Here is a 26318-nt window from a genome sequence, read left to right on the forward strand (position 1 = left end):
GCGCACAGCGCGCGCAGCAGCTCACCCGCCATGGGCGACCCCGCAACGCTGGAGGTGCAGGCGCCAGCTTGTCAGCGGCCCGATCTCGCCGTCCGGCACACAGGCCAGCACGCCGTGGAGCACGTCGGCATAACGCGACAGCGGCAGGCGCACCATGAGCCGCACGCGCGGCGCGGCATGCTCGCAGGCCGCACTGGCCCGCAGCAGCGGTTCGCAGCGCAGCACGCCCGCCCCCTCGCACGCCGCCAACGCCCGGCGGACGCGACAGGCATCGACCGAGGCCACCGTGACATCGAGGACGCGGAACGCCGTCTCGCGGACGGCGGGGGTGGCACCGGGAGGCTCCCGGTAGGCGGCATAGGCCATGGCATTCCTGCTGGAAATAAACAGGAAGCCAGTGTCGGAAAGCCCCCGTCAAAACGGTGCAAAGCCTCCGGGCGGCGGCGTAAAGAAGGCGTCAATGCGCCGCGCCGGCGCGCGCTCAGCAGCCCACGGCCTGCCCGTCGCGCCGGTGGTCGGAGCCGGCCGCGTACACGATGCCGTCGCCATCGGGACCGGCCGGCAGGCGCTGCGCCAGCTGCGCGGAGCCGAAGAGCAGGTTGCCCGGTACCGTCTTCTCGGGCGCATGGCCCATCGCCCGCAGGCCTTCGAGCACGGCGTCGGGAACGGTCGGCTCGACCGTCAGCGTGGCAGCGTCGTTGATGCGCCAGCGCGGCGCGTCGGAACAGGCCTGCGGGTTGAGGTCTTCGACGACATGCCGCAGCACCATCTGCACATGGCCCTGCGCCTGCATGTTGCCGCCCATCACGCCGAAGGCCATCACGGGCTGGTCGCCGCGGGTGAGGAAGGCCGGAATGATGCTGTGCTGCGGGCGCTTGTTGCCCGCCACCTCGTTCACATGGCCCGGCGTCGTGACGAAGCCCGAGCCGCGGTTGTGCAGCGCGATGCCGGTGCCCGGCACGACCAGGCCCGAGCCGAAGCCGCGGTAGTTCGACTGGATGTACGACACCATCCGGCCCTCGGCATCGGCCGTGCACAGGTAGACGGTACCGCCCACCGGCGGTGCGCCAGCGGCGTAGCGCCCGGCGCGCTTCGGGTCGATCAGGCGCGCGCGTTCGCGCAGGTAGGCGGGCTCCAGCAGTTGTGCCGACGTGAGGCGCATGTGCGCCGGGTCGCCCACGTGGGTCTGCAGGTCGGCGAAAGCCAGGCGCATGGCTTCGATCTCCAGGTGCATGCGCGCCGCAGAGCCGATGGCCGTGTCGTCATAGGGCAGGTGCTCCAGCATGCCCAGCGCCATCAGCGCCGCGATGCCCTGCCCGTTCGGTGGGATCTCATGCACCTCGTGGCCGCGGAAGCCGACGTTGATCGGCTCGACCCACTCGCTGCGGTGCGACGCCAGGTCGGCCAGGCCCAGCGCCGCGCCATGCGACGCGGCGAAGGCGCTGATCTCGCGCGCCAGCCGGCCGGTGTAGAAGGATTCGCCCCGCGTGCGTGCGATCTCTTCGAGCGTGTCGGCCTGCTGCGCGAAGCGCCAGACCTCACCCACGGCGGGTGCGCGGCCGCGCGGCATGAAGGCCTCGAAGCCGGGGTAGGTGTGCAGGTCGCGGACGGACTCGGCCCACTGCCCGGCGATCACCGGGCTCACCGGGAAGCCGTCGCGCGCATGGCGGATCGCGTCGACGAACAGGTCGTCGAAAGGCAGCGCACCGAAGCGCTCCGACAGCGACGCCCAGCCCGCCACCTGGCCCGGCACGGTGACCGTGTCCCAGCCGCGGGCCGGCATGGCGCTCATGCCCTTGAAGCGCGCGGGGTCCCAACCGGCGGGCGATCGGCCCGAGGCGTTGAGGCCGTGCAGCCGGCCGCCCTCCCACACCAGTGCGAAGCCATCGCCGCCGATGCCGTTCATGACCGGCTCGACCACGGTCAGCGTGATGGCCGCCGCCAGCGCGGCGTCGATGGCATTGCCGCCGCGGGCGAAGGCGGCCGCACCGGCCTGCGCGGCCAGGGGCTGCGAGGTCGCGACGACGTTGCGCGCCAGCACCGGCTGCCGGCCGGACGGATGGGGAAGGGACCAGTTCATGGATCGTTGGGTGAGGGACAAAAAGTGGAGGGGGCGCTACTGCATGGTCATGCCGGATTGCTTGACCAGCCGCTCGGTCTTGACCAGTTCCTTGGCGATGACCGACTCGAATTCCTTGCGGCCGCCCACGGCGGGCTCCGCGCCGGCGGCGGCGAACTTGAGCTTGAAGTCCGGGTCCTTCATGAGCTTGGTCAGCGATGCGTCGAGCTTGTCGAGGATGGGCTTGGGCGTGCCCTGGGGCGCGACGATGCCGTACCAAACCACCACGTCGAAGTCGGGGTAGCCCTGCTCGGCGATCGTCGGGATGGCCGGTGCGATAGACGAGCGCTGCGGGCTGGTCACGCCCAGCGCGCGCAGCTTGCCGTCGGCGACGAAGGGCATGCTGGTCACGATGGTGTCGAAGAACATCGACACCTCGCCGCTCACCACCGCCGGCAGCGCCTGCGCCGCGCCCTTGTACGGCACGTGCAGGATGTCGATGCCCGCCACGGCGCGCAGCATTTCACCGGCCAGGTGCGAGGTGGTGCCCGCACCGAAGGACGCATAGGTCAGCTTGCCCGGGTTGGCCTTGGCGTAGGCCACCATTTCCTGCACCGTCTTGAACGGCATCGCCGGGTTCACCACCAGCATGTTGGGCGTGTAGGCGACCAGCGCCACCTTCTCGAAGGCTTCGGGGCTGTAGTTGAGCTTCTTGAAGGTGAAGCGGTTCGTCACCATCGACGCCGGACCCGACATCAGCAGCGTGTAGCCGTCGGCCGGCGCGCGGGCCGCCAGCTCGCTGCCGATGAGCGTGGCCGCGCCGGGCTTGTTGTCGACGACGAAGCTCTGCTGCAGGTCGGTCGTCAGGCCGTTGGCGATCAGGCGGGTCAGCTGGTCGGTGCCGCCCCCTGCGCCAAAGGGGACGATGATCTTGACGGGTTGGGTGGGCCAGGGGGTGGCCGGCGTCTGGGCCATGCCGTGGGACGCGAAAACCGCCGCCAGGAGCGCGACGCAGCGTTGGAGCGAGCGCAATGTCATTGCATACCTCTTGCAGATGGTGGAAAAAAGGAACATCTGCAATTGCGCAATTAGCATGCCTGAATCAATGTCTCGAATTGCCGCAATTTCGGAAATACGCAATTCGCACGCAGATCCGGAGATCGCCTGCACTGAATTGCACGTGGCGCATGAATCGGTGCGTATTTCCCGAACCGATTGCGTGCATGAAGGAAGGCGCTACGCTTTTTTCGGCGACTCCGGCGCCATGAATTTCTCCAGGCTCGCGATGGTTCGTTCGGCATGCTGGCGCAGCACTTTCTCGACCTCCTCCGCCGGGCCGGCCCGCAAGGCATCGATGATGTAGCCGTGCGCACTGCGCGAGCGGTTGGGTCGGTCGGACTTTTCCAGCCACAGCCGCATGTGCGGCTCGACCACCGAATGCAGGGATGAAATCTGCCGCATCAGGCGGGGGTTGTGGCTCAACGAGCAGAGGTATTCGTGGAATTGACGATGCAGCGACACCCATTCCTGGACATCATCCTCGGCCAATTCCATTTGCCGGATCAAATCGGCCAGCACCGCAATGTGCTTTTCCTGGATCGTGGGGAAAGCCACCCACGCCGCCAGGCCTTCCAGCACGGCGCGCATCTGGAACACCTCGACCATTTCGGCGGTCGACAGCTTGCGCACCACCGCCCCGCGGTGCGGCCGGATGTCGACCAGGCCTTCGGTCGCCAGCCGGCGGAAGGCTTCGCGCACCGGCATGCGGCTGGTGCCGATCTCGATGGCGATTTCCTCGGGAATCAGGCGGTCGCCCGCGCGGTACTGCCCGCTGCGGATGCGCTGGATGATGTGGCTGTAGGCCTCTTCCTCGGCGGTAAACGAGGCCGTGAGACCGGTCAGGCGATGGATGTCCGTCATGCGCGGCCTCCGGCCAGTGCCCCGGCCGAACCATGCTGAATGTAACTTTGTATCCACATATACATGGATGAAGTCTAGGTGGGTTGGCGTGCCGGTGCAAGCCTTCGGGGGGCGGTCAGGACGAGGCGGCGGCGCCGCGCGCGTTCGCCACGGCGCGCACCAGATGCGCCACGTCGGCCACGACCAGCGCCTTGCCGTCCTTGTGAAGCACGCCCTGGCGCACCAGCGCGTTCAGCTCGCGCGTGACCTGTTCGCGGTTGGTGCTGATCTGGCTGGCCAGCGCCGCATGCTTGGGCGACGGCTCCAGTCGGGCGCGGTTGTCGGCCACGCCGGTGGCCTGCGCCATGCGCAGCAGCTCGGCCTGCAGGCGCTGCGGCACTTCGAGCGTGCTGAGGTCGATGATGCGTTCGGACAGCTGGCGCACCAGCGACGCCAGCCGAAGCATCACGCGCTCGGCCAGCAGCGGCTCCTCGCGCAGCAGCGCGCGGAAGTCGGCCGGCGCGAGGCTCGCGAGCACGCTGGGCTGCAGCGTGAGCACGTCGGCCGAGCGCGGGCCGCCGTCGATGGCCGCCAGTTCGCCGAACAGCTCGCCCTCCCCGCAGTCGCGGAAGGTGACCTGGCGGCCGCTGGCCGCGTAGGTGGTGATGCGCACGCCCCCCGACACGATGAAGTAGACGTCGCCCTCGTCCTGCGCCCGCAGCACCAGCGACTGGCCGGCCTCGACGCTCTGCCAGCGGCAGGCCTGCGCCACGCGGTCGAGCCGGTCGTCGGGCAGCGCGTCGAACAGGGCGACCCGACGCAGCGCAAGGGAAGAACGGACGGTGGTGTGGGGCATGCGTGAGGGGCGCCAGGGCGCGCGGATTATGCTCGGGCGCCCCTTCGAGCCGCCTGCATGCCCGTCCGTTCCCCGCCCCGCCTCACCCTCCCCACACGGCGGAACCTGCGGTGGACCAGCGGCCTGATCCTGCTGGGCTACGTCACCGGCCATCTGCTGAACCATGCGCTGGGCCTGGTGTCGCTGGCCTTCGCCGAGGCGGTGCTGCACACGGTGCACGGCTTCTGGCACAGCCTGCCGGGCACGCTGCTGCTGTACGGCGCGGCCACCACGCACCTGGTGTTGGCGCTGCAGGGCGTGTGGGAGCGCCGCAGCCTGCGCATGCCGCCGATCGAGGCGGTGCGGCTGCTGCTGGGCTTCTCGCTGCCGCTGCTGCTGGCGTCGCACCTGAGTGCCATGCGCTGGGCCTACGAAGCCTTCGCGCTGCAGCCCTCGTATGCGCGCGTGGTGCGTGGGCTGTGGAGTGTCGGCGGCGCGGGGGGCCAGTTCGCCCTGATGGCCGCCGCCTGGGCGCATGGCTGCCTGGGCGTGCACCTGGCGCTGCGGGCGCGGGCCGGCTACCGGCGGCATTCGCACCTGCTGCTCGTGGCAGCGATGCTGCTGCCGGTGCTGGCCGCGGCCGGCTTCCTCGGCATGGGCCGCGAGCTGCAATGGTCCGGCGTGATGCCGCCGCAGGTGCCCACGCCGGCGCAGGGCCTGGCGATCGACCGGGCCGAGCGCCACATCGAACTGTTCTACGGCCTGCTGCTGCTCGCCGTGTTCGCGGCCCGCGGGCTGCGCCTGCGCCGCGCGCGCCGGCCCGGTGCGTCGATCGTGCTGCGCTACCCCGAACGCAGCGTGCATGTGCCGCGCGGCTGGAGCGTGCTCGAAGCCAGCCGCGCGCACGGCATCGCCCACCTGTCGGTGTGCGGCGGCCGGGCCCGCTGCTCGACCTGCCGCGTGCGGGTGAGCGGCCCGGCAGAACACCTCGACGCCCCCGGCCGCGACGAGCGCCGCACGCTGGCCCGCGTGCGCGCACCGGCCGACGTGCGCCTGGCCTGCCAGCTGCGGCCGCAGGGCGACCTCACGGTCACGCCGCTGTTCGAGACCGGCGCCGCCACGCAGCCGGCCCGCTTCGGCCGCGAGCGCGACGTGGCGATCCTCTTCGTCGACCTGCGGCGCTGGTCGGGCCTGTCGGAAAACCAGTGGCCCTTCGACCTGGCCTACCTGCTGGAGCGCTACTTCGCCATCGTCGGCGCCGCCGTGCGCGAGAGCGGCGGCGTGCCCAACCAGTTCATCGGCGACAGCGTGATGGCGATCTTCGGGCTGGATGTCGACCTGCCCACGGCCTGCCGCCAGGCCATGGATGCCGCCGCGCGGATCGGCGAGCGCATGGACGCCTGGGGCGATGGCTTCGAGGCGCAGTTCGGCCACCGGCTCGACTTCGGCATGGGCCTGCACGCCGGGCGCACCGCCGTCGGCGAAGTGGGCTACCTCGAGACGACCACCTTCACCGCCGTGGGCGAAGTGGTGAACACCGCGAGCCGGCTGCAGGACCATTCGAAGGCCGCCGATGCGCGGCTGGTGGTTTCGGTGTTCGCCGCGCAGCAAGCCGGCATGGCGGATCGATGGGGCAGCCCGCACACCGTGCAGTTGCGCGGCCGCATCGAGCCGCTCGAGGTGCTGCACGTGCCGCGCCCGGCACGGCCCGCGCCTCCCACGACCTGAGGAAAAGCGTGCGCCAGCGCACATCGCCCGGCGGCGCCGGCGAAGAGACTTCGTTGTCTAGCCATCGCCCCCATCGGCGACGGCGCCCACAACGACAAGGACCTTCACCATGCATGCCAAGCACTTCCTCGCCCTCTCCGCCCTCCTTCTGGCCGCCGGCACCGCCGCCGCGCAGACGGTGCCCGCCGAAGCCTGGGTCGGTACGCCGATCGCCGCCACCGGTGCCGTGACCCGTGCCGACGTCGCCGCTGACCTGCAGCGCAGCGCCCGCATCGCTGCCGCAACGCCCGAAGCCTGGGTCGGCACGCAGGCCTCGGCCGGCAGCGCCGTCGGCACGCTCAGCCGCGCCGAAGTGCAGGCCGACCTGAACCTGTGGCGCCGCGCCGGCCTGGAAACGGCCTCGCTGGCCGACACCGCCGACAGCAACGCCCCGCGCTACGCCCAGCAGGTCGCCGCCTACCAGCGCGCCCGCCACAGCGGCGTCTACACCGCCGAACTGCAACGTGTGCAGGGCGCCACCGGCAGCGCCGCCGCCGGCCACGCCACGCCCGCGGCGCAGTAAGCGATGAACACCGCACGCACCGACGCACTCGGCCAACTGCTGCTTCGCCTTACCCTCGGCGGCCTGCTGCTCGTGCACGGCCTGTGGAAGGTCTTCAACGGCGCCGACGGCATCTACCGCATGGTCGGCGCCGCCGGCCTGCCGACCGCCATCGGCCACCTCGTCTACGTCGGCGAGGTGCTGGCACCCGTGCTGGTGCTGGTCGGCCTGTTCACCCGGCCGGCCGCGCTGGTGATCGCCTTCCACATGGTCGTGGCGCTGCTGCTGGCCCACACCAGCCAGTTCTTCACGCTGTCCAAGAGCGGCGGCTGGGCGCTGGAGCTGCAGGCCTTCTTCCTGCTGAGCGCGCTGGTCATCGCGCTGCAGGGCGCCGGCCCGTTGCGCGTGGGCAGGCCCGCCACCCGCTGGTGGCAGTGAGCCCCGCGCCCGAACGTCGTCAAGGCACCAGCCGGTAGCCCACGGCCGTTTCGGTCAGCAGGTGCTTCGGCTGGGCCGGATCGGCCTCCAGCTTCTGCCGCAGGTGGCCCATGTAGATGCGCAGGTAGTGGCTCTGTTCCGAATGCGAGGGGCCCCACACTTCGCGCAGCAGCTGCCGCTGCGTGATCACGCGGCCCGCGTTCGCCACCAGCACGCCGAGCAGGCGGTACTCGGTCGGCGTGAGGTGCACCTCGGCGCCCGCGCGGCGCACCAGGCGCGCGGCGCGGTCGACCTCGATCTCGCCGAAGCGGAACAGCGGCTCGCCCGCATCACCGTTCGCCGCACCGCCCGCCGCGGCGCGCGGCCGGCGCAGGTTGGCGCGCACGCGCGCCAGCAACTCGCCCGTGCCGAAAGGTTTGGTCAGGTAGTCGTCCGCCCCCGCGTCGAGCGCGGCGATCTTGTCGGCCTCGTCGATGCGCGCCGACAGCACGATGATCGGCACCGCCGACCAGCCGCGCACGTCGCGGATCAGCCCCACGCCGTCGCCGTCGGGCAGGCCCAGGTCGAGCACGAGCAGGTCGGGCTGGCGCGTGCCGGCCGCCGCCAGGCCGTCGCGCAAGGTGCCGGCCTCGTGCACCAGCCAGCCTTCGGATTCCAGCGCGCCGCGCACGAAGCGCCGGATCTGCGGTTCGTCCTCGATGACGATGGCGGTAGGTTGGGACATGGCGCTCAGGAAGGTTGATCGTCGGCTTCGGCCGATGCGGGGGGCGTGCGGCGCGGCAGCGTCACCGTGAATTCTGCGCCGCCGCCCGATGCGTTCGCCGCCGTGATCTCGCCGCCATGCGCGCCGACGATGGCCTTGCAGATCGCCAGCCCCAGGCCGACGCCCGGCGTGGCCGATTCTGTCTGGCCGCGCGTGAACTTGTCGAACAGCAGTTGCTCGCGGCCGCGCAGCGCCGCCGGCAGGCCCGGGCCGTGGTCGCGCACCGACAGCACCAGCGCATCGGCGGTCGCGTGCGCACCGACGACGATCGGCGGCGCACCGTACTTGGCGGCGTTCTCGAGCAGGTTGACCAGCACGCGTTCGATCAGCACCGCATCGAACTCGACCAGCGGCAGGTCCGGTGCGAGCGCGGTCTGCACCGTGCGCTCGCCCAGCGCCGGCTGCGCCGAGCGGATGGCCCCGCCGACCACCTCCTCCACCGATTGCCAGTCGCGCCGCAGCTGCACCGAACCGCCCATGCCCCCCGCTTCGAGCCGCGCCATGTCGAGCAGGTTGTTGACCAGCGCATGCAGCGCGCGGGCCTGCGCGACGATGGCCTGCGCCGTCTCGTCGCGCGCATCGGATGCACCGGGGCCGGCCGTCTGCAGCGACTCGGCCAGGCCGATGAGCGCCGTGAGCGGCGTGCGCACGTCGTGCGAGATCGCGCCCAGCAGCGTGTTGCGCAGGCGTTCCGATTCCATCTCGACCACGGCCTGCTGCGCGACCTCGACGTAGTGCACGCGCTCCAGCGCGATGGCGATCTGGCGCGCCAGCGTCTCGAGCTGCTGCGCCTGCTCGGGGATCAGCAGCCAGCGCGGCTGTGCGGGTTCGAGCGCGAGCACGCCGCGCACCCGCATGGGCGCCTTCAGCGGCACGTAGTGCCAGGGCTGCGCGGCCAGTGTGGCGGTGGCGAGACCGGCCGGCTGGCCCTGACGGAAAGCCCAGTCAGCCACGCTGGCATCGAAGCCGGGTGGCGGCGATGCGGGCATGACGAGGCGGTCGTTCGCATCGGTCACCAGCACCAGCGCCTGGCCGCCGAAGTGGCCCCGCACCGCCGCCGCGCCGAGCTCGACGACCTGCGCGCTTTCGAGCGCGGCCGAGAGCTCGCGCGTGAGCTCGAACAGCGATTGCGCGCGCCGCTCGCGGCTGGTCGACACGCCGGCCGCAAAGCGCAGACCGGCCGTGAGCTGACCCACCAGCAGTCCGACACCGAGCATCACGACGAAGGTCACGAGGTACTGCACGTCGCCCACCGCGAACGAGAAGCGCGGCGAGACGAAGAAGAAATCGAAGGCCGCGACGTTGAGCAGCGCCGCCAGCGCGGCCGGGCCGCGGCCGAAGCGCATCGCGATGCCGACCACGCCGAGCAGGAACAGCATCACGATGTTCACCTGCTCCAACACACCCGACAGCGGCGTCGCGACCAGCGTGACGGCCACCCCCATCGCCGCGGCCCACACGTAGCCGGGCCAGCGTGCATGCGGCCGGTCGGCATCGTCAGGCATGCCGTCGCCGGTCGCCACGTCGCGCGCGGCGCCGAGCAGGGTGCGGCCGAGGCGGCGCGAGCTCTCCGAACGCGCCGTCTCGACGATGTCGAGCGCGGGCTCCAGTCGCGCCAGCGCCCGGGTGAGCGAGGCCGACGGCCACCACCGGCGCCAGCCCGCCGCCGGCGCCGCGCGACCGACCACCAGCGTCGCGCAGTTCAACCGCTGCGCCTGCGCGATCAACGCCTGCGCCACGTCGGCACCGGTCAACACCGCGGTCGCCGCGCCCAGTTCCTCGGCCAGCTTGAGCACGGCGAGGATACGGTCGCGCTGCGCGGCGGGCAGCCGCTGCAGCGCCGGCGTCTCGACATACGCGGCATGCCAGCGCACGTTGAGCTGGCCGGCCAGTCGCGCGGCGGTGCGCACCGTCTGCGCCGCGCCCTCGTGCGGGCCGACGCAGGCGAGGATCGCGCCCGAGGTGTTCCAGGCCTGCGGACCCGCATCGCCGTTCGGGCCCGATTGCTCGACGCGCCAGCCGCGCACGTCGTCTTCCACGTGCTCGGCGGTGCGGCGCAAGGCGATCTCGCGCAGCGCGATCAGGTTGCCCTTGCGAAAGAAGTTCTGCGCCGCGCGCTCGGCCTGCTGGGGCAGGTAGACCTTGCCGGCCGCCAGGCGCGCGGTGAGCTCGTCGGGCGTGACGTCGACCAGCACCACCTCGTCGGCCTCGTCGAGCACGGTGTCGGGCACCGTCTCGTGCACCCGCACGCCGGTGATGGCGCCGACCGTGCCGTTGAGGCTTTCGAGGTGCTGCACGTTGAGCGCCGACCAGACGTCGATGCCGGCGGCCAGCAGCTCCTGCACGTCCTGCCAGCGCTTGGCATGGCGCGAGCCCGGCGCGTTGGAATGCGCGAGCTCGTCGACCAGCAGCACCGCGGGTTGGCGGGCCAGCGCCGCGTCGAGATCGAACTCGGCCAGCGTGCGGCCGCGGTAGGCGATGTCGCGCAGCGGCAGGCGGTCGAGGCCGGCTAGCAGCGCGGCCGTCTCGCTGCGGCCGTGCGTCTCGACCACGCCGATGAGCACGTCGCGGCCGGCGGCGCGTTCGCGCTGCGCGGCCGTGAGCATCGCCCAAGTCTTGCCGACGCCCGCGCTCGCGCCGAAGTAGATGCGCAGGCGCCCGCGGCGGGCGCGGGCGTCGTCGCTGCGCATCTGCGCGAGCAGCGCGTCGGGGTCGGGGCGGGGAACGTCCATTCGGGGGTTTTACTGCATGGCGTCGAGCGCCAGATTCAGCGCCAGCACGTTCACGCGCGGTTCCCCGAGGAAACCGCCGAAGGGCGCTTCGGTGTGGCGCGCGATCAGCGTGTTCACCTGCTCGACCGGCAGGCCACGCGCGCGGGCCACGCGGCTCGCCTGGTAGGCGGCCGCGGCCGGGCTGATGTCCGGGTCGAGCCCGCTGGCCGAGGTGGTGACCAGGTCGACCGGCACCGGCGCCGTGTTGCCCGGGTCGGCCGCACGCAGCGCCTCGACACGGCCCTTGACCGCATCGACCAGCGCCGGGTTCAGCGGCCCCTGGTTCGAACCGCCCGACGCGGTGGCGTTGTACGCCATCGGCGCCGTGGCCGACGGCCGGCCCCAGAAGTGCTTCGGGTCGGCGAAGTTCTGGCCGATCAATCGAGAGCCGATGACCTGGCCGTCGCGTTCGATCAGGCTGCCGGCGGCCTGGTCGGGGAACACCGCTTTCGCGACGCCGGTGACGGCCAGCGGATAGAGCAGCCCGGTCAGTGCGCTCAACAGCACGAAGAGCACGAGCGCGGGACGAAGAATGGTTTTCATGATGGCGATGTCCTTAGACGAGGTGCACGGCGACCAGCAGCCAGTCGATCAGCTTGATGCCGATGAAGGGCACGACCAAGCCGCCGAGGCCGTAGATGGCGAGGTTGCGACGCAGCAGCGCGGCGGCACCCACCGGCCGGTAGCGCACGCCCTTGAGCGCGAGCGGGATCAGGAACACGATCACCAGCGCATTGAAGATCACCGCGCTCAAGATGGCCGACGACGGGCTCGCCAGCTGCATCACGTTGAGCGCGCCGAGCTGCGGGTAGGTGCTCACGAAGATCGCCGGGATGATGGCGAAGTACTTCGCCACGTCGTTGGCGATGCTGAAGGTGGTGAGCGAGCCGCGCGTCATCAGCAGGGCCTTGCCGGTCTCGACCACCTCGAGCAGCTTGGTCGGGTTGGAGTCGAGGTCGACCATGTTGCCGGCCTCCTTCGCGGCCTGCGTGCCGCTGCCCATCGCCACCGCCACGTCGGCTTGCGCCAGCGCGGGTGCGTCGTTGGTGCCGTCGCCGGTCATCGCGACCAGCCGGCCTTCGGCCTGGTACTTTCGGATCAGCGCCAGCTTGTCTTCCGGCGTGGCCTCGGCCAGGAAGTCGTCGACGCCCGCCTCGGCCGCGATGGCGGCGGCGGTGAGCTTGTTGTCGCCGGTGATCATCACCGTCTTGATGCCCATCGCACGCAGCTCGGCGAAGCGCGACTGGATGCCGGTCTTGACGATGTCCTTGAGCTCGACGACGCCGAGCACGCGGTTGCCTTCGGCCACGGCCAGCGGCGTGCTGCCGCGGCGCGCGATTTCGTCCGCGGCGCGCAGCACCTCGGGCGCCATGTGGCCGCCCAGCGCCTCGACATGCTTGCGCACGGCATCGACCGCGCCCTTGCGCAGCGCGATGGCGTCGGTGTCGAGGCTGTTCGGCGCGGCCGGCAGGTCGACGCCGCTCATGCGCGTCTGTGCGGTGAAGGGCACGAAGCGGGCCTCTTCGACAGCCCGGTCGTCGATGCCGCCGCGGCGGGCCAGCTCGACGATGCTGCGGCCTTCCGGCGTCTCGTCGGCCAGCGATGCGAGCAGCGCGGCACGCGACAGGCGCTCGGCCGTCACGCCCGGTGCGGCGACGAAGGCGCTGGCCTGGCGGTTGCCGTGCGTGATGGTGCCGGTCTTGTCGAGCAGCAGCACGTCGACGTCACCGGCGGCTTCCACCGCGCGGCCCGAAGTCGCGATCACGTTGGCCTGCATCATGCGGCTCATGCCGGCCACGCCCACCGCCGACAGCAGGCCGCCGATGGTGGTCGGGATCAGGCAGACCAGCAGCGCGACCAGCGCGGTCAGCGACACCACCGAGCCCGTGCCCATCGCGCTCACGCTGAACACCGAGAAGGGCAGCAGCGTGACCGTGACCATCAGGAAGACGATGGTCAGCGCGACCAGCAGGATCGTCAGCGCGATCTCGTTGGGCGTCTTGTGGCGCTTGGCGGCTTCGACCATGCCGATCATGCGGTCCAGGAAGGATTCGCCCGGGTTCACCGAGATGCGCACCACCAGCCAGTCCGACAGCACGCGGGTGCCGCCGGTCACGGCCGAGAAGTCGCCGCCCGACTCGCGCACCACCGGGGCCGATTCGCCGGTGATGGCGCTCTCGTCGACCGAGGCCACGCCTTCGATCACCTCGCCGTCGAGCGGGATCACGTCGCCGGTTTCCACGAGCACGACATCGCCCTTGCGGAGATTCGGCGCCTGCTCCGGCAGGAAGGTCGACCCATGGAACGGCTCCTTCAGCAACTTGGCCCAGGTGTCCTTGCGCAGCCCGCGCAGCGACGCCGCCTGCGCCTTGCTGCGGCCTTCGGCCAGCGCTTCGGCGAAGTTGGCGAACAGCACCGTGAACCACAGCCAGATGGTGATGGCCAGCACGAAGGCCGGCGGCATGCCCGTGTCACCGGGAAAGCTCAGCGCATGCACCCAGAGCAAGGTCGTGAGGATGCTGCCGATGTAGACGATGAACATCACCGGGTTGCGCCATTGCACGCGCGGGCTCAGCTTGGCGACGGCGCCCCACAGCGCGGGCCTGACCAGCGCCATGTCGAAGAGCGAAAGGGAACTTGCAGTTTTCGAGGTCATGGTGCGACCCTCACTTCCAGAGCATCAGGTGCTCGACGACCGGACCCAGCGCGAGCGCGGGCACGTAATTGAGCAGGCCGACCAGCAGCACGGTGCCCACCAGCAGCACGACGAACAGCGGGCCGTGCGTGGGCATGGTGCCGGCCGTGACCGGCAGGCGCTTCTTCGCGGCCAACGCGCCGGCGATGGCGAGCACCGGCACGATCATCCCGAAGCGACCGATCCACACGGCCACGCCGAGCAGCGCGTTGTAGTACGGCGTGTTGGCCGACAGGCCCGCGAAGGCGCTGCCGTTGTTGTTGCCGGCCGAGGTGAAGGCGTAGAGGATTTCCGAGAAACCGTGCGCACCCGGATTGGCGATGCCCGCCTTGCCCAGCCCCATGCTCACCGCCAGCGCCGTGCCCGCCAGCACGACGATCGGCGTGATGAGGATGGCGATCGACGTGAGCTTCATCTCGTGCACCTCGATCTTCTTGCCGAGGTACTCGGGCGTGCGGCCGATCATCAGGCCCGCGATGAACACCGCCAGGATCGCGAAGATCAGCATGCCGTAGAGCCCGCTGCCGACGCCGCCGAAGACGACTTCGCCCAGCTGCATCAGCACGATCGGCACCATGCCGCCCAGTGGCGTGAACGAATCGTGCATGGCATTCACCGCACCGCAGGACGCGGCCGTGGTGATGGCGGCGAACAGCGCCGACGCGGTGATGCCGAAGCGCGTTTCCTTGCCTTCCATGTTGCCGCCGGCCTGCAGGGCGGACGCCATCTGGTCGACACCCAGCGGTTGCAGCAACGGGTTGCCCGCCTGCTCGGCCGGGATGATGACGACCACGGCGGCGACGAACAGCACCGTCATCGCGGCCAGCACCGCCCAGCCCTGGCGCAGGTCGCCGACCACGCGGCCGAAGGCGAAGCACAGTGCCACCGGGATCAGCAGGATCGCCAGCATCTGCACGAAGTTCGTGAGCGCCGTCGGGTTCTCGTACGGGTGCGCCGAGTTGGCGTTGAAGAAGCCGCCGCCGTTGGTGCCGAGCATCTTGATCGCCTCCTGCGACGCGACCGGGCCCATGGCGAGGGTCTGCGTCGTCGTGCTGGCGTCTTCCATCATCGGCGCGCCGGCCGCGTCCTTCAGCGGCTGGCCGGCGGCGTCGAGCTTGGGCGTCTGGTAGGCCGTGGCCTCGACCGTGGTGATGGTCCGGTAGGCGTCGAAGTTCTGGATCACGCCCTGGCCGGCAAAGAACACCGCCAGCACGAAGGAGATCGGCAGCAGCAGCCAGGTGGTGATGCGGGTGATGTCGACCCAGAAGTTGCCGACCGAACCCTGGCCGTCGGTGTTGCGCGCAGCAAAGCCGCGGGCCAGCGCGAAGGCCACCGCGATGCCCGTGGCGGCCGACAGGAAGTTCTGCACCGTGAGGCCGAGCATCTGCGTGAGATAGCTCATGGTCGCCTCGCCGGCGTAGCCCTGCCAGTTGGTGTTGGTGACGAAGCTCAGCGCCGTGTTGAACGACGAGTCGGGCGACACCGCGGCCATGCCGGCCGGGTTGAGCGGCAGCGCGGCCTGCAGGCGTTGAAGGCCATAGACGGCGAAGACGCCGATGGCATTGAAGGCCAGCAGCGCGAAGGCGTAGGTGCGCCAGTGCATCGAGCGGTCGGCGGAGACGCCGGCCAGTTGGTAGAACGGCGCTTCGACGCGCTGCATCCAGCGCGGCAGGCGGCCGTCGCACAGCGCGGCGATGAAGCGGCCCAGCGGCCAGCCGAGCACGACCAGCGCGACCAGCAGCAGGACCAGCAGGCCCCAGGCGGAGGTGGTCATGTCAGAACTCCTCCGCGCAAATCAGCGCGAAGACGAGGTAGGCGAAGAGGATGACGGCGATCAGGCCGCCCGCGCCATAAAGGACGTCGAGGCTGATCACGGCCGCGCTCCCGACGACGCCGCTTGCGCCTTCTCCCGGCCCTTGGGCGACGCGAGCTTGTTCAGCCCCACCACCATCTCGGCAACGGCTACCCACAACACGGCGACTGCCGCAATCCATACGATGTCCATCTGTCACTCCTCTGGTCGAGACACGGCCGTGAGTCTCGGCAAAGGCCCGTAAAAACGGGGAACAGAGGCGGCGCGGTGCCGTAAAGAAGGCGTAAAAATGGGCGGGCGGCTGCGCAGCCGCACTCACCCCTCGCCCGACAGACCAACCGGAAACCCCCGTGCCTTCTCCCATCCGCATCCGCCCCATCGCAGACACCGACTTCGCGGCCTGGAAGCCGCTCTGGGACGGCTACAACACTTTCTACGGGCGCAGCGGCGAGACGGCCTTGCCCGAGGCGATCACCCGTGCCACCTGGTCCCGTTTTCTCGACACGCGAGAACCGATGCACGCACGGGTCGCGGAAGGCGCCGACGGACTCGTCGGGCTGGTGCACTTCCTCTTTCACCGCAGCACGATCCAGCTGAATCCGACCTGCTACCTGCAAGACCTCTTCACCGTGGAGGCCGCGCGCGGCCAGGGCGTGGCCCGCGCGCTCATCGAGGAGGTCTACCGCGCTGCCGCCGAGGCGGGCGCCGGGCGGGTGTACTGGCAGACGCACGAGACGAACCACACGGCCATGCGGCTCTATGACCAGGTGGCCGACAAGTCGGGCTTCCTGGTCTACCGCAAGCTGCTGTAACACCGCTCAGAGGCTGCGAATGAATTGGCCGCGTCCGAGCGGCGCGCCAGGGCGGCGTCCATCGAGGCGCAAAGCGCAGCCATAGCTGAGGCTATGGCGAGCATTTGCAACGACGAGGGGCGCCGTCAGGGCGCGTCGAGCGGCGTGGATGATTCGTTCGCAGCTTCTCAGGGCAGCGAGCAGACGCTGACCGCGAGCTTGCAGGGTTCGGTCGGCAGGTGGCCGTCGCATTGCGACACCGCGGCCTGGCCGGCCGCCTTGCGGTCCGGCCCGACGGCCGTGCCCCATTCACCGAAGTTGCCGGTGGCCAGCGCCGCGCAGCTGCGGTCGAAGTAGACGCGCACCTCGCAGCGCGTCGAGCGTTCGGCGGCGCCCTCGCACTGGGCACGCGCCACGCGCTCGGCCGCGGCGCGGCTGGACTGGTTGAACGCATAGCCATAGCCGCCGGGACGTGCGGCGATCGCGCCCCAGCTGGGCGCGGCGGCCGACGCGGGCGTCGCGCCCAGCGCCAGCCCGGCGATGGCCAGCAGCGCGTGCGTCAGGGAATGTCTGAAAGGGAAAGCCGTCATGCGGGGGCCTCGCCGGCCTCGATGAAAAGTCGCCGGATCATGGGATAACGCGCGCGCACCTGCTGCTGGATGACCGTGATGGCCGCCGCGGCCTCCTCGGTGCGCGTGCCGGGTTCGAAGTCGAGATCGACGGTGACCAGCACCTCCTCGGGCCCCATGTACATCGACAGGATGCGGCCGACGTCGCGCACCCGCGGCTGGGCGCGCGCCAGCGTGCGGATGGCCTGCGCCGTCTCGCGCCGGAGGCCTTCGCCGATGAGCAGCCCGCGCGATTCGCGCACCAGCAGCACCGCCACCCCGGCCAGCAGCAGGCCGATGACGACCGAGGCGGCGCCGTCGAGTTCGGGGATGCCGAAGCGATGGCTCAGGTAGATGCCCAGCGCGGCCACGCCCAGCCCGGCCAAGGCCGCGCCGTCCTCGGCCAGCACCGTGTACGTGCTCGGGTCCTTACTGGCATGCAGCGCGTTCCAGAAGGGCCGCCCGCGCGATTGCCCGCGGAACTGCCGCAGCGCGATCACGAAGCTCGCGCCCTCGAACAGCGCCGCCGCGCCCAGCACGATGTAGTTCCACATCGGGTCGGTCAGCGGTTCGGGGTCTCGGATGTGCTGGATGCCTTCGTAGAACGACACGCCACCGCCCAACCCGAAGATCAGCACCGCGACCATCAGGCTCCAGAAATACAGCTCCTTGCCGTGGCCGAAGGGATGCTCGTCGGTGGCGGGCCGCTGGCTCAGCTTGAGGCCGACCAGCAGCAGCACGCCGTTGAAGGTGTCGACCGCCGAGTGGATGCCTTCGGACAGCATGGCCGAGCTCCCGGTGATGCCGGCGACGGTGAACTTGGTGATGGCGATCGCCACGTTGGCGGCAATGGCGCCATAGATGGCAATGCGGGATTCGGCCATGGCCCCGAGGTTAGCCGCTCGATGGCCAACCGGCTGTAGGCCCTAATCGCGCACCACGGCGACCGCCGCCTTGAACACGTAGCCGGCACCGCGCTCGGTGACGATGAGCGTCGGCGCGCGCGGGTCGGCTTCCATCTTGCGGCGCAGCCGGCCGACCTGCACGTCGACCGAGCGGTCGTACACCTCGGCGTTGTGCAGGCGCGAGAGGTCGAGCAGCTGCTCGCGCGCCAGCACGCGCTGGGGCGCCGACAGGAAGGCGATCAACAGGTTGAACTCGCCATTGCGCAGCGGCACGGTGCGGCCGTCGGGCGCCGTCAGGCGCCGCAGGCGCAGGTTCAGGTCCCAGCCGGCGAAGCGGTAGGCCCGGATGTTCGCCACCGTGTCGGCCAGCGTTTCGTGCATGCGGGTGCGGCGCAGCAGTGCACGGATGCGCGCGAGCAGCACGCGCGGCGAAAAGGGCTTGGTGAGGTAGTCGTCGGCGCCGAGCTCGAGGCCCATCACGCGGTCGGCATCGTCCTGGCGGCCGGTGAGGATGATGATCGGGAGCTTGGACGTGGCCCGCAGCTTGCGCGCGATGTCCATGCCGTCCTCGCCCTTGAGGCGCAGGTCCAGCAGCACCAGGTCGACCGCCTCGCGCGTCAGCACCTTCGACATCTCGCGCTCGTCCGGCACCGCCGTGACACGCATGTCGTAGTCGCCCAGATAAGTCGTGATGAGGTCGCGCACGGACTGGTCGTCGTCCACGGCAAGGACGTGCGTCAAACCGGTCTCGCCGCTCTCATGCATGGCTCATTTTCCCTCAGGCCCGGATCATCTCACGCGCCCTCTGTGTCCGATGACACATCGGGCCATCCGTCGGGCATGCAAAGTGGTCGAAGCCGGTTTTCAATGGCGCCACAACACGCGCATCGGCCATGCCCCTGCGCCCCATCGGAAAGAGACAGTCGCCACCGTGCCCCATGCCTACCGTATCGCCGTCGTCGAGAGCGACGACCTCATCCGCCAATTGATCGTGCAGTGGTTGACGGAGGCCGGCCACACAGTGACGGTGGCGCAGCCCGGCACGCTGGCCGACCTGCAGGTCGACCTGGTCATCGCCAACGTGTCCAGCCCGCGTTCGGCGGCACCGCTGGTGCGCCGGCTCAAGGCGCTGCAGCATGTGCCGTTGATCCTGCTCTCGGCCCGCCTGGGCCGCGGCCAGGGCGCGTCGGCGCCCCTGATCGGCCTGCTCGGCGCCACCGCCGTGCTGCCCAAGCCCTTCACCCATGGCGAACTGATGCAGGCGGTCGAGACGGCGATGGCCTGAGAAGCCGTGAATCGTCCACGCCCGGTCAGCGCGGCGCCGCACCGCCCAGGAACATGTCGACCGCGCGTTCGACCATCGCCGTGATCTGCCGCGCCGACAGCGGCGGCGGGTTCTGCTGGTACAGCCGAAGGTCGGTCTCGGAGGTCACGAGCCCCAGGAAGTGCAGCGCCATGACATGCGGATCGGCGCGGCGCACCTCGCCACGCTCCATCGCCTTCTTCAGCAGGATCGCGAGCGCCTTCACGCTCTCGCGCGGGCCGGCCTCGTAGAACAGCTCGCCGACCGGCGAGCGGCCGGCCTCCGCGACCACCATGCGGTAGACCGCGAGCGCGCACGTATCGTTGGTCAGCACCATCAGCATCCGTTCCCCGAAACGCACCAGCACGTCGGCGATGGGCACCGGCACCTCCGGTTCGCGCTGGATTTCTTCCACAGCCTCGGACAGATGCGAGGTGGCCAGGCACCGGACCACCGCGCCGAACAACGCCTCCTTCGACGGGAAGTAGCGGTAGAGCGTGGCCTTGGAGCCTTGCAGACGGCTGGCCAGTTCGTTCATGGAGGCGCCTTCGAAACCGAATTCCTGGAACAGCTGACTCGCCGCTTCCACGATGGCCGTGCGACGCGCTTCGGTGAGTACCTTCATTGCGCTCTCATTGTTTGACGAAACCCAACTGTACTTTTTTGTGGATGGCTCAGGTCGCGGTGCCCAGCACCCGCGCCAGCGCGCTCGCCAATTCGTGCCGGGCCACGGGCTTGCCGAGCACCGCGTCGGCCCCGGCCTCGCGCGCACGCCGCACCACCGCGGCACCGAGGTAGCCGCTCACCAGCACCACCGGCACGCTGGGCCGCACCTGGCGCAGGGCACGGATCAGCTCGGCGCCCGACAGGCCCGGCATGCGCTCGTCGGTGAGCACCGCATCGAAGCGGTCCGGGTGTGCCGTGAAGGCAGCCAGCGCCTCCTCGCTCGACGTGAAGCCGACCGGCACGTACCCCAGGCCGGTGAGCGTGTCGGTGGCCAGGCGCACCAGCGCCTCCTCGTCGTCGACCACCAGCACCTGTTCGTGTGCGCCGCGCGGCAAGGCGTGCGGTGCACCGTCGACCGGCAGCGGCATGTCGTCGATGCGTGGCAGGTACACGGTGAAGGTGCTGCCCTCGCCGAGTGCGGTGCGCACGTCGAGCGCGCCGCCGAACTCCGACACGATGCCGTGCACCAGCGACAGGCCCAGCCCGGTGCCCGAGCCCACGTCCTTGGTGGTGAAGAAGGGGTCGAAGATGCGCGCGAGGTTCTCCGGGCCGATGCCCGCGCCGGTGTCGGCCACCGACAGCACCAGGTACTCGCCCGGCGCCAGCGTGCCGGTGCTCGCGACCCGCGGCTGCGCGAGCCGCTGCGGCGCCAGGCCGATGCACAGCGTGCCGCCACCGGGCATGGCCTGCAGCGCGTTGGTGGCCAGGTTCATCAGCACCTGGTGCATCTGCGTCGCATCGCCGCGAATGGCCGCAGCGCCGGCGCGCAGATCGGCCTGCACGCGCACCCCGTCGGGCAGATTGGCCGACAGCAGGTTGAGCGCTTCCTGCACCACGCCCTCGACATGCACCGGCACGCGTTCGGTCAGGCCGCTGCGGCTGAAGGCCAGGATGCGCTCGACCAGCGCGCGGCCGCGCTCGCCGGCCGTGAGGATGAACTCGATGTCGCGCCGGGTGCGGCTGCCGGCGCGCGTGCCGCGCAGCGCCATCTCGCCGAAGCCGAGGATCGCGCCGAGGATGTTGTTGAAGTCGTGCGCGATGCCGCCGGCCAGCGTGCCAACCGCCTCCAGCCGCTGGGTCTGCTGCAACGCCGCCTCGGCGCGCTTTTGCAGGTCGATGTCGCTGACCGAGCCGGCCAACCGGGTCGCGCGCCCGCTGGCGTCGCGCACGCAGACGCCGCGGATGCGCAGCCAGCGGTAGACGCCGTCGGGGTGCAGCATGCGCCACTCGCCATCGCAGGTGGGCAGGCGGCCCTCGAGGTAGCCGAAGATCTTCTCGCTGCGCACGGCGACGTCGTCGGGATGGATCTTCACCAGCATCAGCCATTCCCAGCGCGTGCGCAGGGTCGGGCCGAGCTCGATGCCGTAGAGGCGCTGGGCCTGCTCCGACATGAACATCTGGTCGCTCAGGATGTCCCAGTCGTAGATGCCGTCGTTGGCACCCGCCACCGCGAGCGCGAAGCGCTCTTCCGATTCGCGCAGCGCCGCCTCGGCCATGCGGCGCTCGGTGATGTCGGTCGAGATGCCGCTCACGCGCTGCACCTGGCCGTCGGAGATGAGCACGCCGCGCTCGTGGATCCAGCGCACCGCGCCGTCGGGCCGCACCACGCGGAACTCCGCGCTCCACGGCCCCTGGCCGCCGCCGCCGAGCCACTGGCCGAAGGTCTCGCCGATGCGGCCGCGGTCCGCCGGGTGGATGCTGTCGATCCACAGGTGCGGCTCCCGGTACAGGTCTTCCACCTTGCGGCCCCAGATGCGCTCGAAGCTCGGGCTCGCGTAGACCACGCGCTCGGGCACGAGCTCGGTGATCCAGATCACGTCGGGCGTGGCGTCGGCCATGCGGCGAAAGCGCAGCTCGCTGTCCTGCAGCGCAGCCTGCACGCGCGCGTTCTCGCGCTCGGCCACGCGGCGCTCGTGGTTCTCGCGCGCCAGGTCGGCATAGAGCCGTGCGTTCTCCAGCGAGATCGCCGCCTGCGATGCCATCACCTCGAGCAGGCTCAGCCGCTCGGGCGTGAAGACGCGCGGCGCCAGGTTGTTCTCGAGGTACAGCAGGCCGAGCAGCTGGCCCTGTCGCACCAGCGGCAGCGCCAGCACCGAGCGGCGACCGGCGCGCTCGTCCCGACGGTCGGGGCCCTGCGGTGTCAGCATCTGCGCCACCGACGCGTCGTCGAGCAGCATGCGCTTGCGGGTGCGCACCACGTGCTGCAGCATGGTGGTGGGCATGTCGTGCTCGGCCAGCGCCGTGCGACGGAAGTCGACCACCACGCCCTCGCCGTCCCGGCGCGTGTGCGCCTCGGCCTCGACGCGCCAGGCGCCGCCTTCGGACAGCACCAGCAGCCCGCGCTGCGCACCGGCATGCCCGATGGCCGCGGTCAGCAGCGTGTCGCTCAGGCGGTCGAGCACGATCTCGCCCGACAGCGCCTGCGAGACGCGGATCATCGCGGCCAGGTCGATGCGCTCGGCCGAGAGCTCGAAGTCCGGCGCCACGTCGCTGCCCGTCACCGGCTCGTGCCGCAGGAAGGCGAAGGTCTGCTCCAGCTGCCGCACCTTGGCGTCGGCGCCCCAGCGCAGGTAGGCATGCCGCGCGCTGCGCAGGTAGGTCTCGCTCACGGTGGCCAGGCCTTCGCCGGCGTGGAAGCGGGCCGCGAGTTCGCTGGCGATGGCTTCGTTGTGCAGCAGGCCCTGGGTGCGCGCCAGGTCGGTGGCGCGCTGGTAGAGCCGGCCGGCGTCGAGCGTGCGGCCTTCCAGGCGCGCGATCTCGGCGTCGAGCAGCGCCACCTTGTCGGCGAAGGTGGCGGGCGCGTGGCTGCCCCAGCCGGCGAGCTGGTCGCGGTAGCCACGCAGACGCTGCGGCCGGTCGGCCACGCGCGCGGCCTCTTCGTCGGGCAGGCTGGCCAGGGCCAGACCAGCGAAGTACGGCTGGTTGGCGCACTGCACGTGCACCGCCGACCAGAGCCAGCCTTCGGCGCGCAGCGACGCGTCCCAGGCGCGTTCGGGCCGGCCGGCGATGAAGAAGGACTGGGCGCGCAGCAGCCAGTGCCAGAAGACCATCGTGGGCATGCGGCCGGGGCCGAGCGCAGCTTCGAACGCGGCGGTGTCGAAGCCGTCGCCGTCCCAGTTCTTGATGCTGGCCGTGCGGCCGCGCAGCGCCTGCACGAAGCGCTGCTGCGACAGCAGCTCGTCCACCACGTCGCGAAAGCCCGCCTTGCGCACGAAGGCCAGGCCGGTGTCGATGTCGCGCGCCACCGCGTCGAGCGGGTGGCCGCGCAGCAGCAGGTCGTTCACCACGTGGTGGCAGGCGAAGCAGGCCACGGCCATGTCGCCTTGCGCGGCCGCCGTGCTGAAGGTGGCACGCGCCAGGCGCACCGCGACCTCCAGCGGACGCGTCCAGCCGCTGGCGATCTCCAGCGAGAACAGGCTCTTGGCCTCGTACGCGCCGAAGCCGTGGCGCGCCACCAGCGTCTGCGACAGCTGGGCCAGGCGCAGGCCGTCGTCGTGCCGGCCGTAGAAGCGGCCCAGCAGGATGCCGAACCAGGCGAAGCCCTGCGCCGAGCCGGGCGTGATGCCGTGTGCCAGGCTCAGCCGCACCATGTGGCACAGGTGGACGAAGGCCAGGCGCTCGTCGGTGAAGCAAGCCGGCGCGAAGAGTTCGGACAGCACGGCCATCGCCGCTTCGACATCGCGGTCGACCGCGCGCGGCAGCTCGGCGAGCGACGCGATGGGCCGGTCGCCCAGGCGCATCAGCACGTCGGCATAGGCCGCGTCGCGCTGCGCATCGCTCGGGTGCGGCACCAGCTCGATGCCGAAATCGGCCAGGCACGCGATGGCCTCGGCCACCGCACGGGCGTAGTCCGAACACAGCACGTGCATCACCACGCGCAGGCGGTACACCGCGGCGCGTTCGACCCGGGTGCGGGCGCGCGGCAGCAGCGCGGCCAGGCGCGGGTCGGCCTGCGTGGTCAGGCCGGCGAGCAGTTCGCATTCGCTGCACACCAGGTGCAGCTCGAAGCTCATTGCATGGCGGCGCTGCCACGACGCGTCGGTCAGCAGCGCGATGCCGGCGCCGAGGTAACCCAGGGCGGAGCCATAGGCAGCCGACCGGCGTGCGCGGTGCGCGGCCATCAGGTTGAGCTCGGCCGCCTGCTCGCGCTCCGTCTGGCGGGTCATGGCCCCGGCGCCCCGGTTGAGTTGGTCGACGATGTCGAAGACGGCGGCGATGCGCGCATCCGGCGACGGCATGGCGGCCAGCATGCGCCGGGCGATCTGCAGGTGGTGCCGTGGCCGTGCGGCGGGCGCGATCTGCGCATACGCCGCCTCGCGCACCTTGTCGTGCGGGAAGGCCCAGAGGCTCTGGCGCTGCAGCAGCAGGCCGGCCGCGACCGCCGGATGCAACAGCGCGCGCAGCGTGTCGGCGTCGCAGGACGCGGCGGTCGCGAGCGCCACGGTCTCGGCCTGCACGCCGAGGCAGGCCAGCTGCTGCAGCACGGCGCGCGTGGCGGCCGGCAGCCGCTGCAGCTTCTGCGTCATCAGCGCGACCACCCCGTCGGCGCCCGGATCGACCTCGGCCAGCGCGTCGATGCGCGCCATGTCCCAGGTCCAGCGCGCGGTCGACGCGTCGTAGAGCAAGAGGTGCTCGTCGGCCAGTTCGGTGATGAACTGGCCCGTGAAGAAGGGGTTGCCGCCGGTGCGCTCGTGCACCCGCCGCGCCAGCGCGACGACGCGGTGCGTGTCGGTGCGCAGCGTGTCGGCCACCAGCCAGCCGATGTCCGCCACGTCGAGCGGGCGCAGCGCGATCTCGCTGACCGGTGCGCCGTCGCTGCGCATCGCGTCGAGCCGTGCGAGCACACCCGGCGCATCGGCCGGGGCGGCATCTCCGTCGGCATCGCGGCAGGCACCGACCAGCAGCAGGTGCGCGCCCTCGGGGGCCGCGAGCAGCTGCACCAGCAGGTCGCTGGTGGCCCGGTCGGCCCATTGCAGGTCGTCGAGGAACAGCACCAGCGGATGGGCGCGCTGCGCGAAGACCTGCAGGAAGCGCCGGAACACCTGGTGGAAGCGGGCCTGCGCGTCCTGCGACGAGGGCTCGGGCCCTTCGGGCTGCGGGCCGATCAGCGTCTCGAGCTGCGGCAGCAGCCCGGCGACGAAGTGGCCGTGCGGCTCGACCGCGGTGCGCAGCGCGGCCTGCCACGCGGCGCGTTCGGGCTCGGGGCGCCCGAGCACCATGCCCAGCAGGCCCTGCAGCGCCTGCGACAGCGTGGCCAGCGGCACATCGCGGGTGTACTGGTCGAACTTGCCCGACGCGAACAGCCCGCCCGAGCCGAGCAGTGCGCGCTGCAGCTCCCGCACCATCGACGACTTGCCGATGCCCGCGGGCCCGCGCACCAGCACCAGTTCGACCCGCCCCTGGTCGGCCACGCGGTCGAAGGCGGCGCGCAGCGCGGCGACCTCGCGCTCGCGGCCGTAGAGGCGTTCGGGCACCAGCAGTTGCCGCGGCACGTCGGCGGTGCCGAGCACGAAGTCGTCGAGGCTGCCCTGCTGCTCCCAGTCCGACAGGCAGCGCCGCAGGTCGAGCTCGAGCCCCGCGGCGGTCTGGTAGCGGTCCTCCGCGGCCTTGGCCAGCAGCTTCATGACGACGCGCGACAGCGTGGCCGGCAGGCTGGGCACGCGCACGCCGGGCGCGACCGGCTGCTGCGCGAGGTGCGCGTGCATCAGCGCGGCCGGGTCGGTGACCTGGAAGGGCGCGACGCCGGTCAGCATCTCGTAGAAGGTCGCGCCCAGCGCGTACAGGTCGCTGCGCGCGTCGACCGAGCGGTTCATGCGGCCGGTCTGTTCCGGCGCCATGTAGCGCAGCGTGCCGGCGATGATGTCCGAGGGCGCCGCGCTGGCCTGTTCGCGCGGCAGCGCCGAGGCCAGGCCGAAGCCGGTGAGCCAGGCCCGCGCCGCCGCCACGTCGACGAAGAAATGGCCAGGCTGGATGTCCTTGTGGATCAGGCCGCGCGCATGCAGCTGCCCGAGCGCCGCGGCCATGCCGACGGCCACGCGCAGCGCCGCACGCACCGGCCACGGCCCGCCCATGCGGCGCGACAGCAGCTCGCCGCCCGGGTCGCTGAGCGTGAGCGCGGGGTGCTCGGCGTCCAGGTCGAGGTGGATCGGCCGCGCGGCCCAGCCGTCGTCCAGCCGCTCGCGCAGTGCGTACTCGTGGCGCAGCCGCTCGCGCAGCGCGGCGCCGGGGCGGGCCGCGACGGTGCGCAGGATCAGCACCGACGCACCGCCGCCGGAGGCGGTCCGCCGCGCCAGCAGCAGTTGGGCGTCGCTGCGCAGCGTGCGGTCGACCAGGCGGCTCGGCGGTCGCGCCCCGCCGGCGGTCACGCCGTTGCGCTGCAGATCTGCCATCGTCCGTCCAGCATGTGTGAGGTTCCTTGCGCCATTCGATCGGGACGGCGCGCC

Annotated in this window: 22 protein-coding genes; 5 read left to right on the top strand and 17 right to left on the bottom strand. The window is 71.1% G+C overall.

All coding sequences use genetic code 11. From position 1 onward, the window contains the following. Positions 1-21: 21 nt before the first annotated feature. From QTH86_RS14280 to QTH86_RS14300, 5 genes are all read right to left on the bottom strand, one after another. On the bottom strand, positions 22-366 hold the full coding sequence (locus tag QTH86_RS14280; RefSeq protein WP_286646884.1) for a hypothetical protein: 345 nt from the start codon (positions 364-366) through the stop codon (positions 22-24). Between the two features lie 115 nt (positions 367-481). Further along, a complete protein-coding gene (locus QTH86_RS14285) occupies positions 482-2080 on the bottom strand; it encodes a gamma-glutamyltransferase family protein (protein ID WP_286646885.1) in 1599 nt (532 codons plus the stop codon). Between the two features lie 36 nt (positions 2081-2116). Then, complete coding sequence (locus QTH86_RS14290; RefSeq protein ID WP_286646886.1) at positions 2117-3097, bottom strand: Bug family tripartite tricarboxylate transporter substrate binding protein; 981 nt, start codon at positions 3095-3097, stop codon at positions 2117-2119. Positions 3098-3295: 198 nt separating this feature from the next. After that, on the bottom strand, positions 3296-3979 hold the full coding sequence (locus tag QTH86_RS14295) for a GntR family transcriptional regulator (RefSeq protein WP_286646887.1): 684 nt from the start codon (positions 3977-3979) through the stop codon (positions 3296-3298). 115 nt (positions 3980-4094) lie between these two features. Next, positions 4095-4814 carry a Crp/Fnr family transcriptional regulator gene (locus tag QTH86_RS14300; protein ID WP_286646888.1) on the bottom strand — a complete coding sequence of 240 codons (720 nt, stop codon included), beginning with the start codon at positions 4812-4814 and terminating at the stop codon, positions 4095-4097. A gap of 57 nt (positions 4815-4871) precedes the next feature. On the opposite strand from QTH86_RS14300, the gene QTH86_RS14305 reads away from it, so the two are divergent. The 3 genes from QTH86_RS14305 to QTH86_RS14315 all read left to right on the top strand — a co-directional run bounded on the left by QTH86_RS14305 (position 4872) and on the right by QTH86_RS14315 (position 7500). Continuing rightward, the gene (locus QTH86_RS14305) at positions 4872-6521 is read left to right on the top strand and encodes an adenylate/guanylate cyclase domain-containing protein (protein ID WP_286646889.1); all 1650 of its coding nucleotides are present in this window, start codon (positions 4872-4874) and stop codon (positions 6519-6521) included. 109 nt (positions 6522-6630) lie between these two features. After that, entirely contained in the window at positions 6631-7083 is a 453-nt protein-coding gene (locus tag QTH86_RS14310) for a hypothetical protein (protein WP_286646890.1), read from the top strand. Between the two features lie 3 nt (positions 7084-7086). After that, the gene (locus QTH86_RS14315) at positions 7087-7500 is read left to right on the top strand and encodes a DoxX family protein (RefSeq protein ID WP_286646891.1); all 414 of its coding nucleotides are present in this window, start codon (positions 7087-7089) and stop codon (positions 7498-7500) included. A 19-nt stretch (positions 7501-7519) separates the two neighbouring features. Here QTH86_RS14315 and kdpE read toward each other — a convergent pair whose 3' ends face one another. The 7 genes from kdpE to QTH86_RS14350 are packed head-to-tail and all read right to left on the bottom strand — an operon-like array spanning position 7520 to position 15734. Continuing rightward, the gene (gene kdpE / locus QTH86_RS14320; RefSeq protein ID WP_286646892.1) at positions 7520-8224 is read right to left on the bottom strand and encodes a two-component system response regulator KdpE; all 705 of its coding nucleotides are present in this window, start codon (positions 8222-8224) and stop codon (positions 7520-7522) included. 5 nt (positions 8225-8229) lie between these two features. After that, positions 8230-10995: a DUF4118 domain-containing protein gene (locus QTH86_RS14325; RefSeq protein WP_286646893.1), complete on the bottom strand. Its 2766-nt coding sequence runs from the start codon at positions 10993-10995 to the stop codon at positions 8230-8232. 9 nt (positions 10996-11004) lie between these two features. Continuing rightward, entirely contained in the window at positions 11005-11577 is a 573-nt protein-coding gene (gene kdpC, locus QTH86_RS14330) for a potassium-transporting ATPase subunit KdpC (RefSeq protein WP_286646894.1), read from the bottom strand. A gap of 13 nt (positions 11578-11590) precedes the next feature. Next, entirely contained in the window at positions 11591-13690 is a 2100-nt protein-coding gene (gene kdpB, locus QTH86_RS14335) for a potassium-transporting ATPase subunit KdpB (RefSeq protein ID WP_286646895.1), read from the bottom strand. 10 nt (positions 13691-13700) lie between these two features. Beyond that, positions 13701-15503, bottom strand: a complete 1803-nt coding sequence (gene kdpA / locus QTH86_RS14340) for a potassium-transporting ATPase subunit KdpA (protein WP_286646896.1) — start codon at positions 15501-15503, stop codon at positions 13701-13703. Position 15504: 1 nt separating this feature from the next. After that, positions 15505-15603 (bottom strand): K(+)-transporting ATPase subunit F, encoded by a 99-nt coding sequence (gene kdpF / locus QTH86_RS14345; protein WP_262073316.1) that lies wholly within the window; start codon positions 15601-15603, stop codon positions 15505-15507. Further along, positions 15600-15734: a hypothetical protein gene (locus tag QTH86_RS14350; RefSeq protein WP_286646897.1), complete on the bottom strand. Its 135-nt coding sequence runs from the start codon at positions 15732-15734 to the stop codon at positions 15600-15602. Before QTH86_RS14350 ends, kdpF begins: the two co-directional genes overlap by 4 nt. A gap of 158 nt (positions 15735-15892) precedes the next feature. Here QTH86_RS14350 and QTH86_RS14355 point away from each other — a divergent pair, with 158 nt between their 5' ends. Next, positions 15893-16354 (top strand): GNAT family N-acetyltransferase, encoded by a 462-nt coding sequence (locus tag QTH86_RS14355; RefSeq protein ID WP_286646898.1) that lies wholly within the window; start codon positions 15893-15895, stop codon positions 16352-16354. A gap of 167 nt (positions 16355-16521) precedes the next feature. Here the strand turns inward: QTH86_RS14355 and QTH86_RS14360 are convergent, their stop codons facing one another. Genes QTH86_RS14360 through QTH86_RS14370 form a run of 3 tightly spaced genes read right to left on the bottom strand, consistent with a single transcriptional unit; the run spans position 16522 to position 18611 of the window. Further along, entirely contained in the window at positions 16522-16923 is a 402-nt protein-coding gene (locus QTH86_RS14360; RefSeq protein ID WP_286646899.1) for a DUF4189 domain-containing protein, read from the bottom strand. After that, positions 16920-17825, bottom strand: coding sequence for a cation diffusion facilitator family transporter (locus tag QTH86_RS14365; protein WP_286646900.1), 906 nt, complete (start codon positions 17823-17825; stop codon positions 16920-16922). The genes QTH86_RS14360 and QTH86_RS14365 overlap by 4 nt, the downstream gene beginning before the upstream one ends. Positions 17826-17867: 42 nt before the next feature. Continuing rightward, positions 17868-18611, bottom strand: coding sequence for a response regulator (locus QTH86_RS14370; protein ID WP_286646901.1), 744 nt, complete (start codon positions 18609-18611; stop codon positions 17868-17870). A gap of 166 nt (positions 18612-18777) precedes the next feature. Between QTH86_RS14370 and QTH86_RS14375 the strand changes: the two genes are divergently transcribed. Next, positions 18778-19131, top strand: a complete 354-nt coding sequence (locus tag QTH86_RS14375; protein ID WP_286646902.1) for a response regulator transcription factor — start codon at positions 18778-18780, stop codon at positions 19129-19131. 25 nt (positions 19132-19156) lie between these two features. Here QTH86_RS14375 and QTH86_RS14380 read toward each other — a convergent pair whose 3' ends face one another. Then, on the bottom strand, positions 19157-19774 hold the full coding sequence (locus tag QTH86_RS14380; RefSeq protein ID WP_286646903.1) for a TetR/AcrR family transcriptional regulator: 618 nt from the start codon (positions 19772-19774) through the stop codon (positions 19157-19159). Positions 19775-19823: 49 nt separating this feature from the next. Beyond that, a complete protein-coding gene (locus tag QTH86_RS14385; protein ID WP_286646904.1) occupies positions 19824-26264 on the bottom strand; it encodes an AAA family ATPase in 6441 nt (2146 codons plus the stop codon). Positions 26265-26318: the final 54 nt, after the last annotated feature.

It is taken from the genome of Variovorax sp. J2L1-78 (assembly GCF_030317205.1).
GTDB classification, from domain to species: Bacteria; Pseudomonadota; Gammaproteobacteria; order Burkholderiales; family Burkholderiaceae_C; genus Variovorax; species Variovorax arabinosiphilus.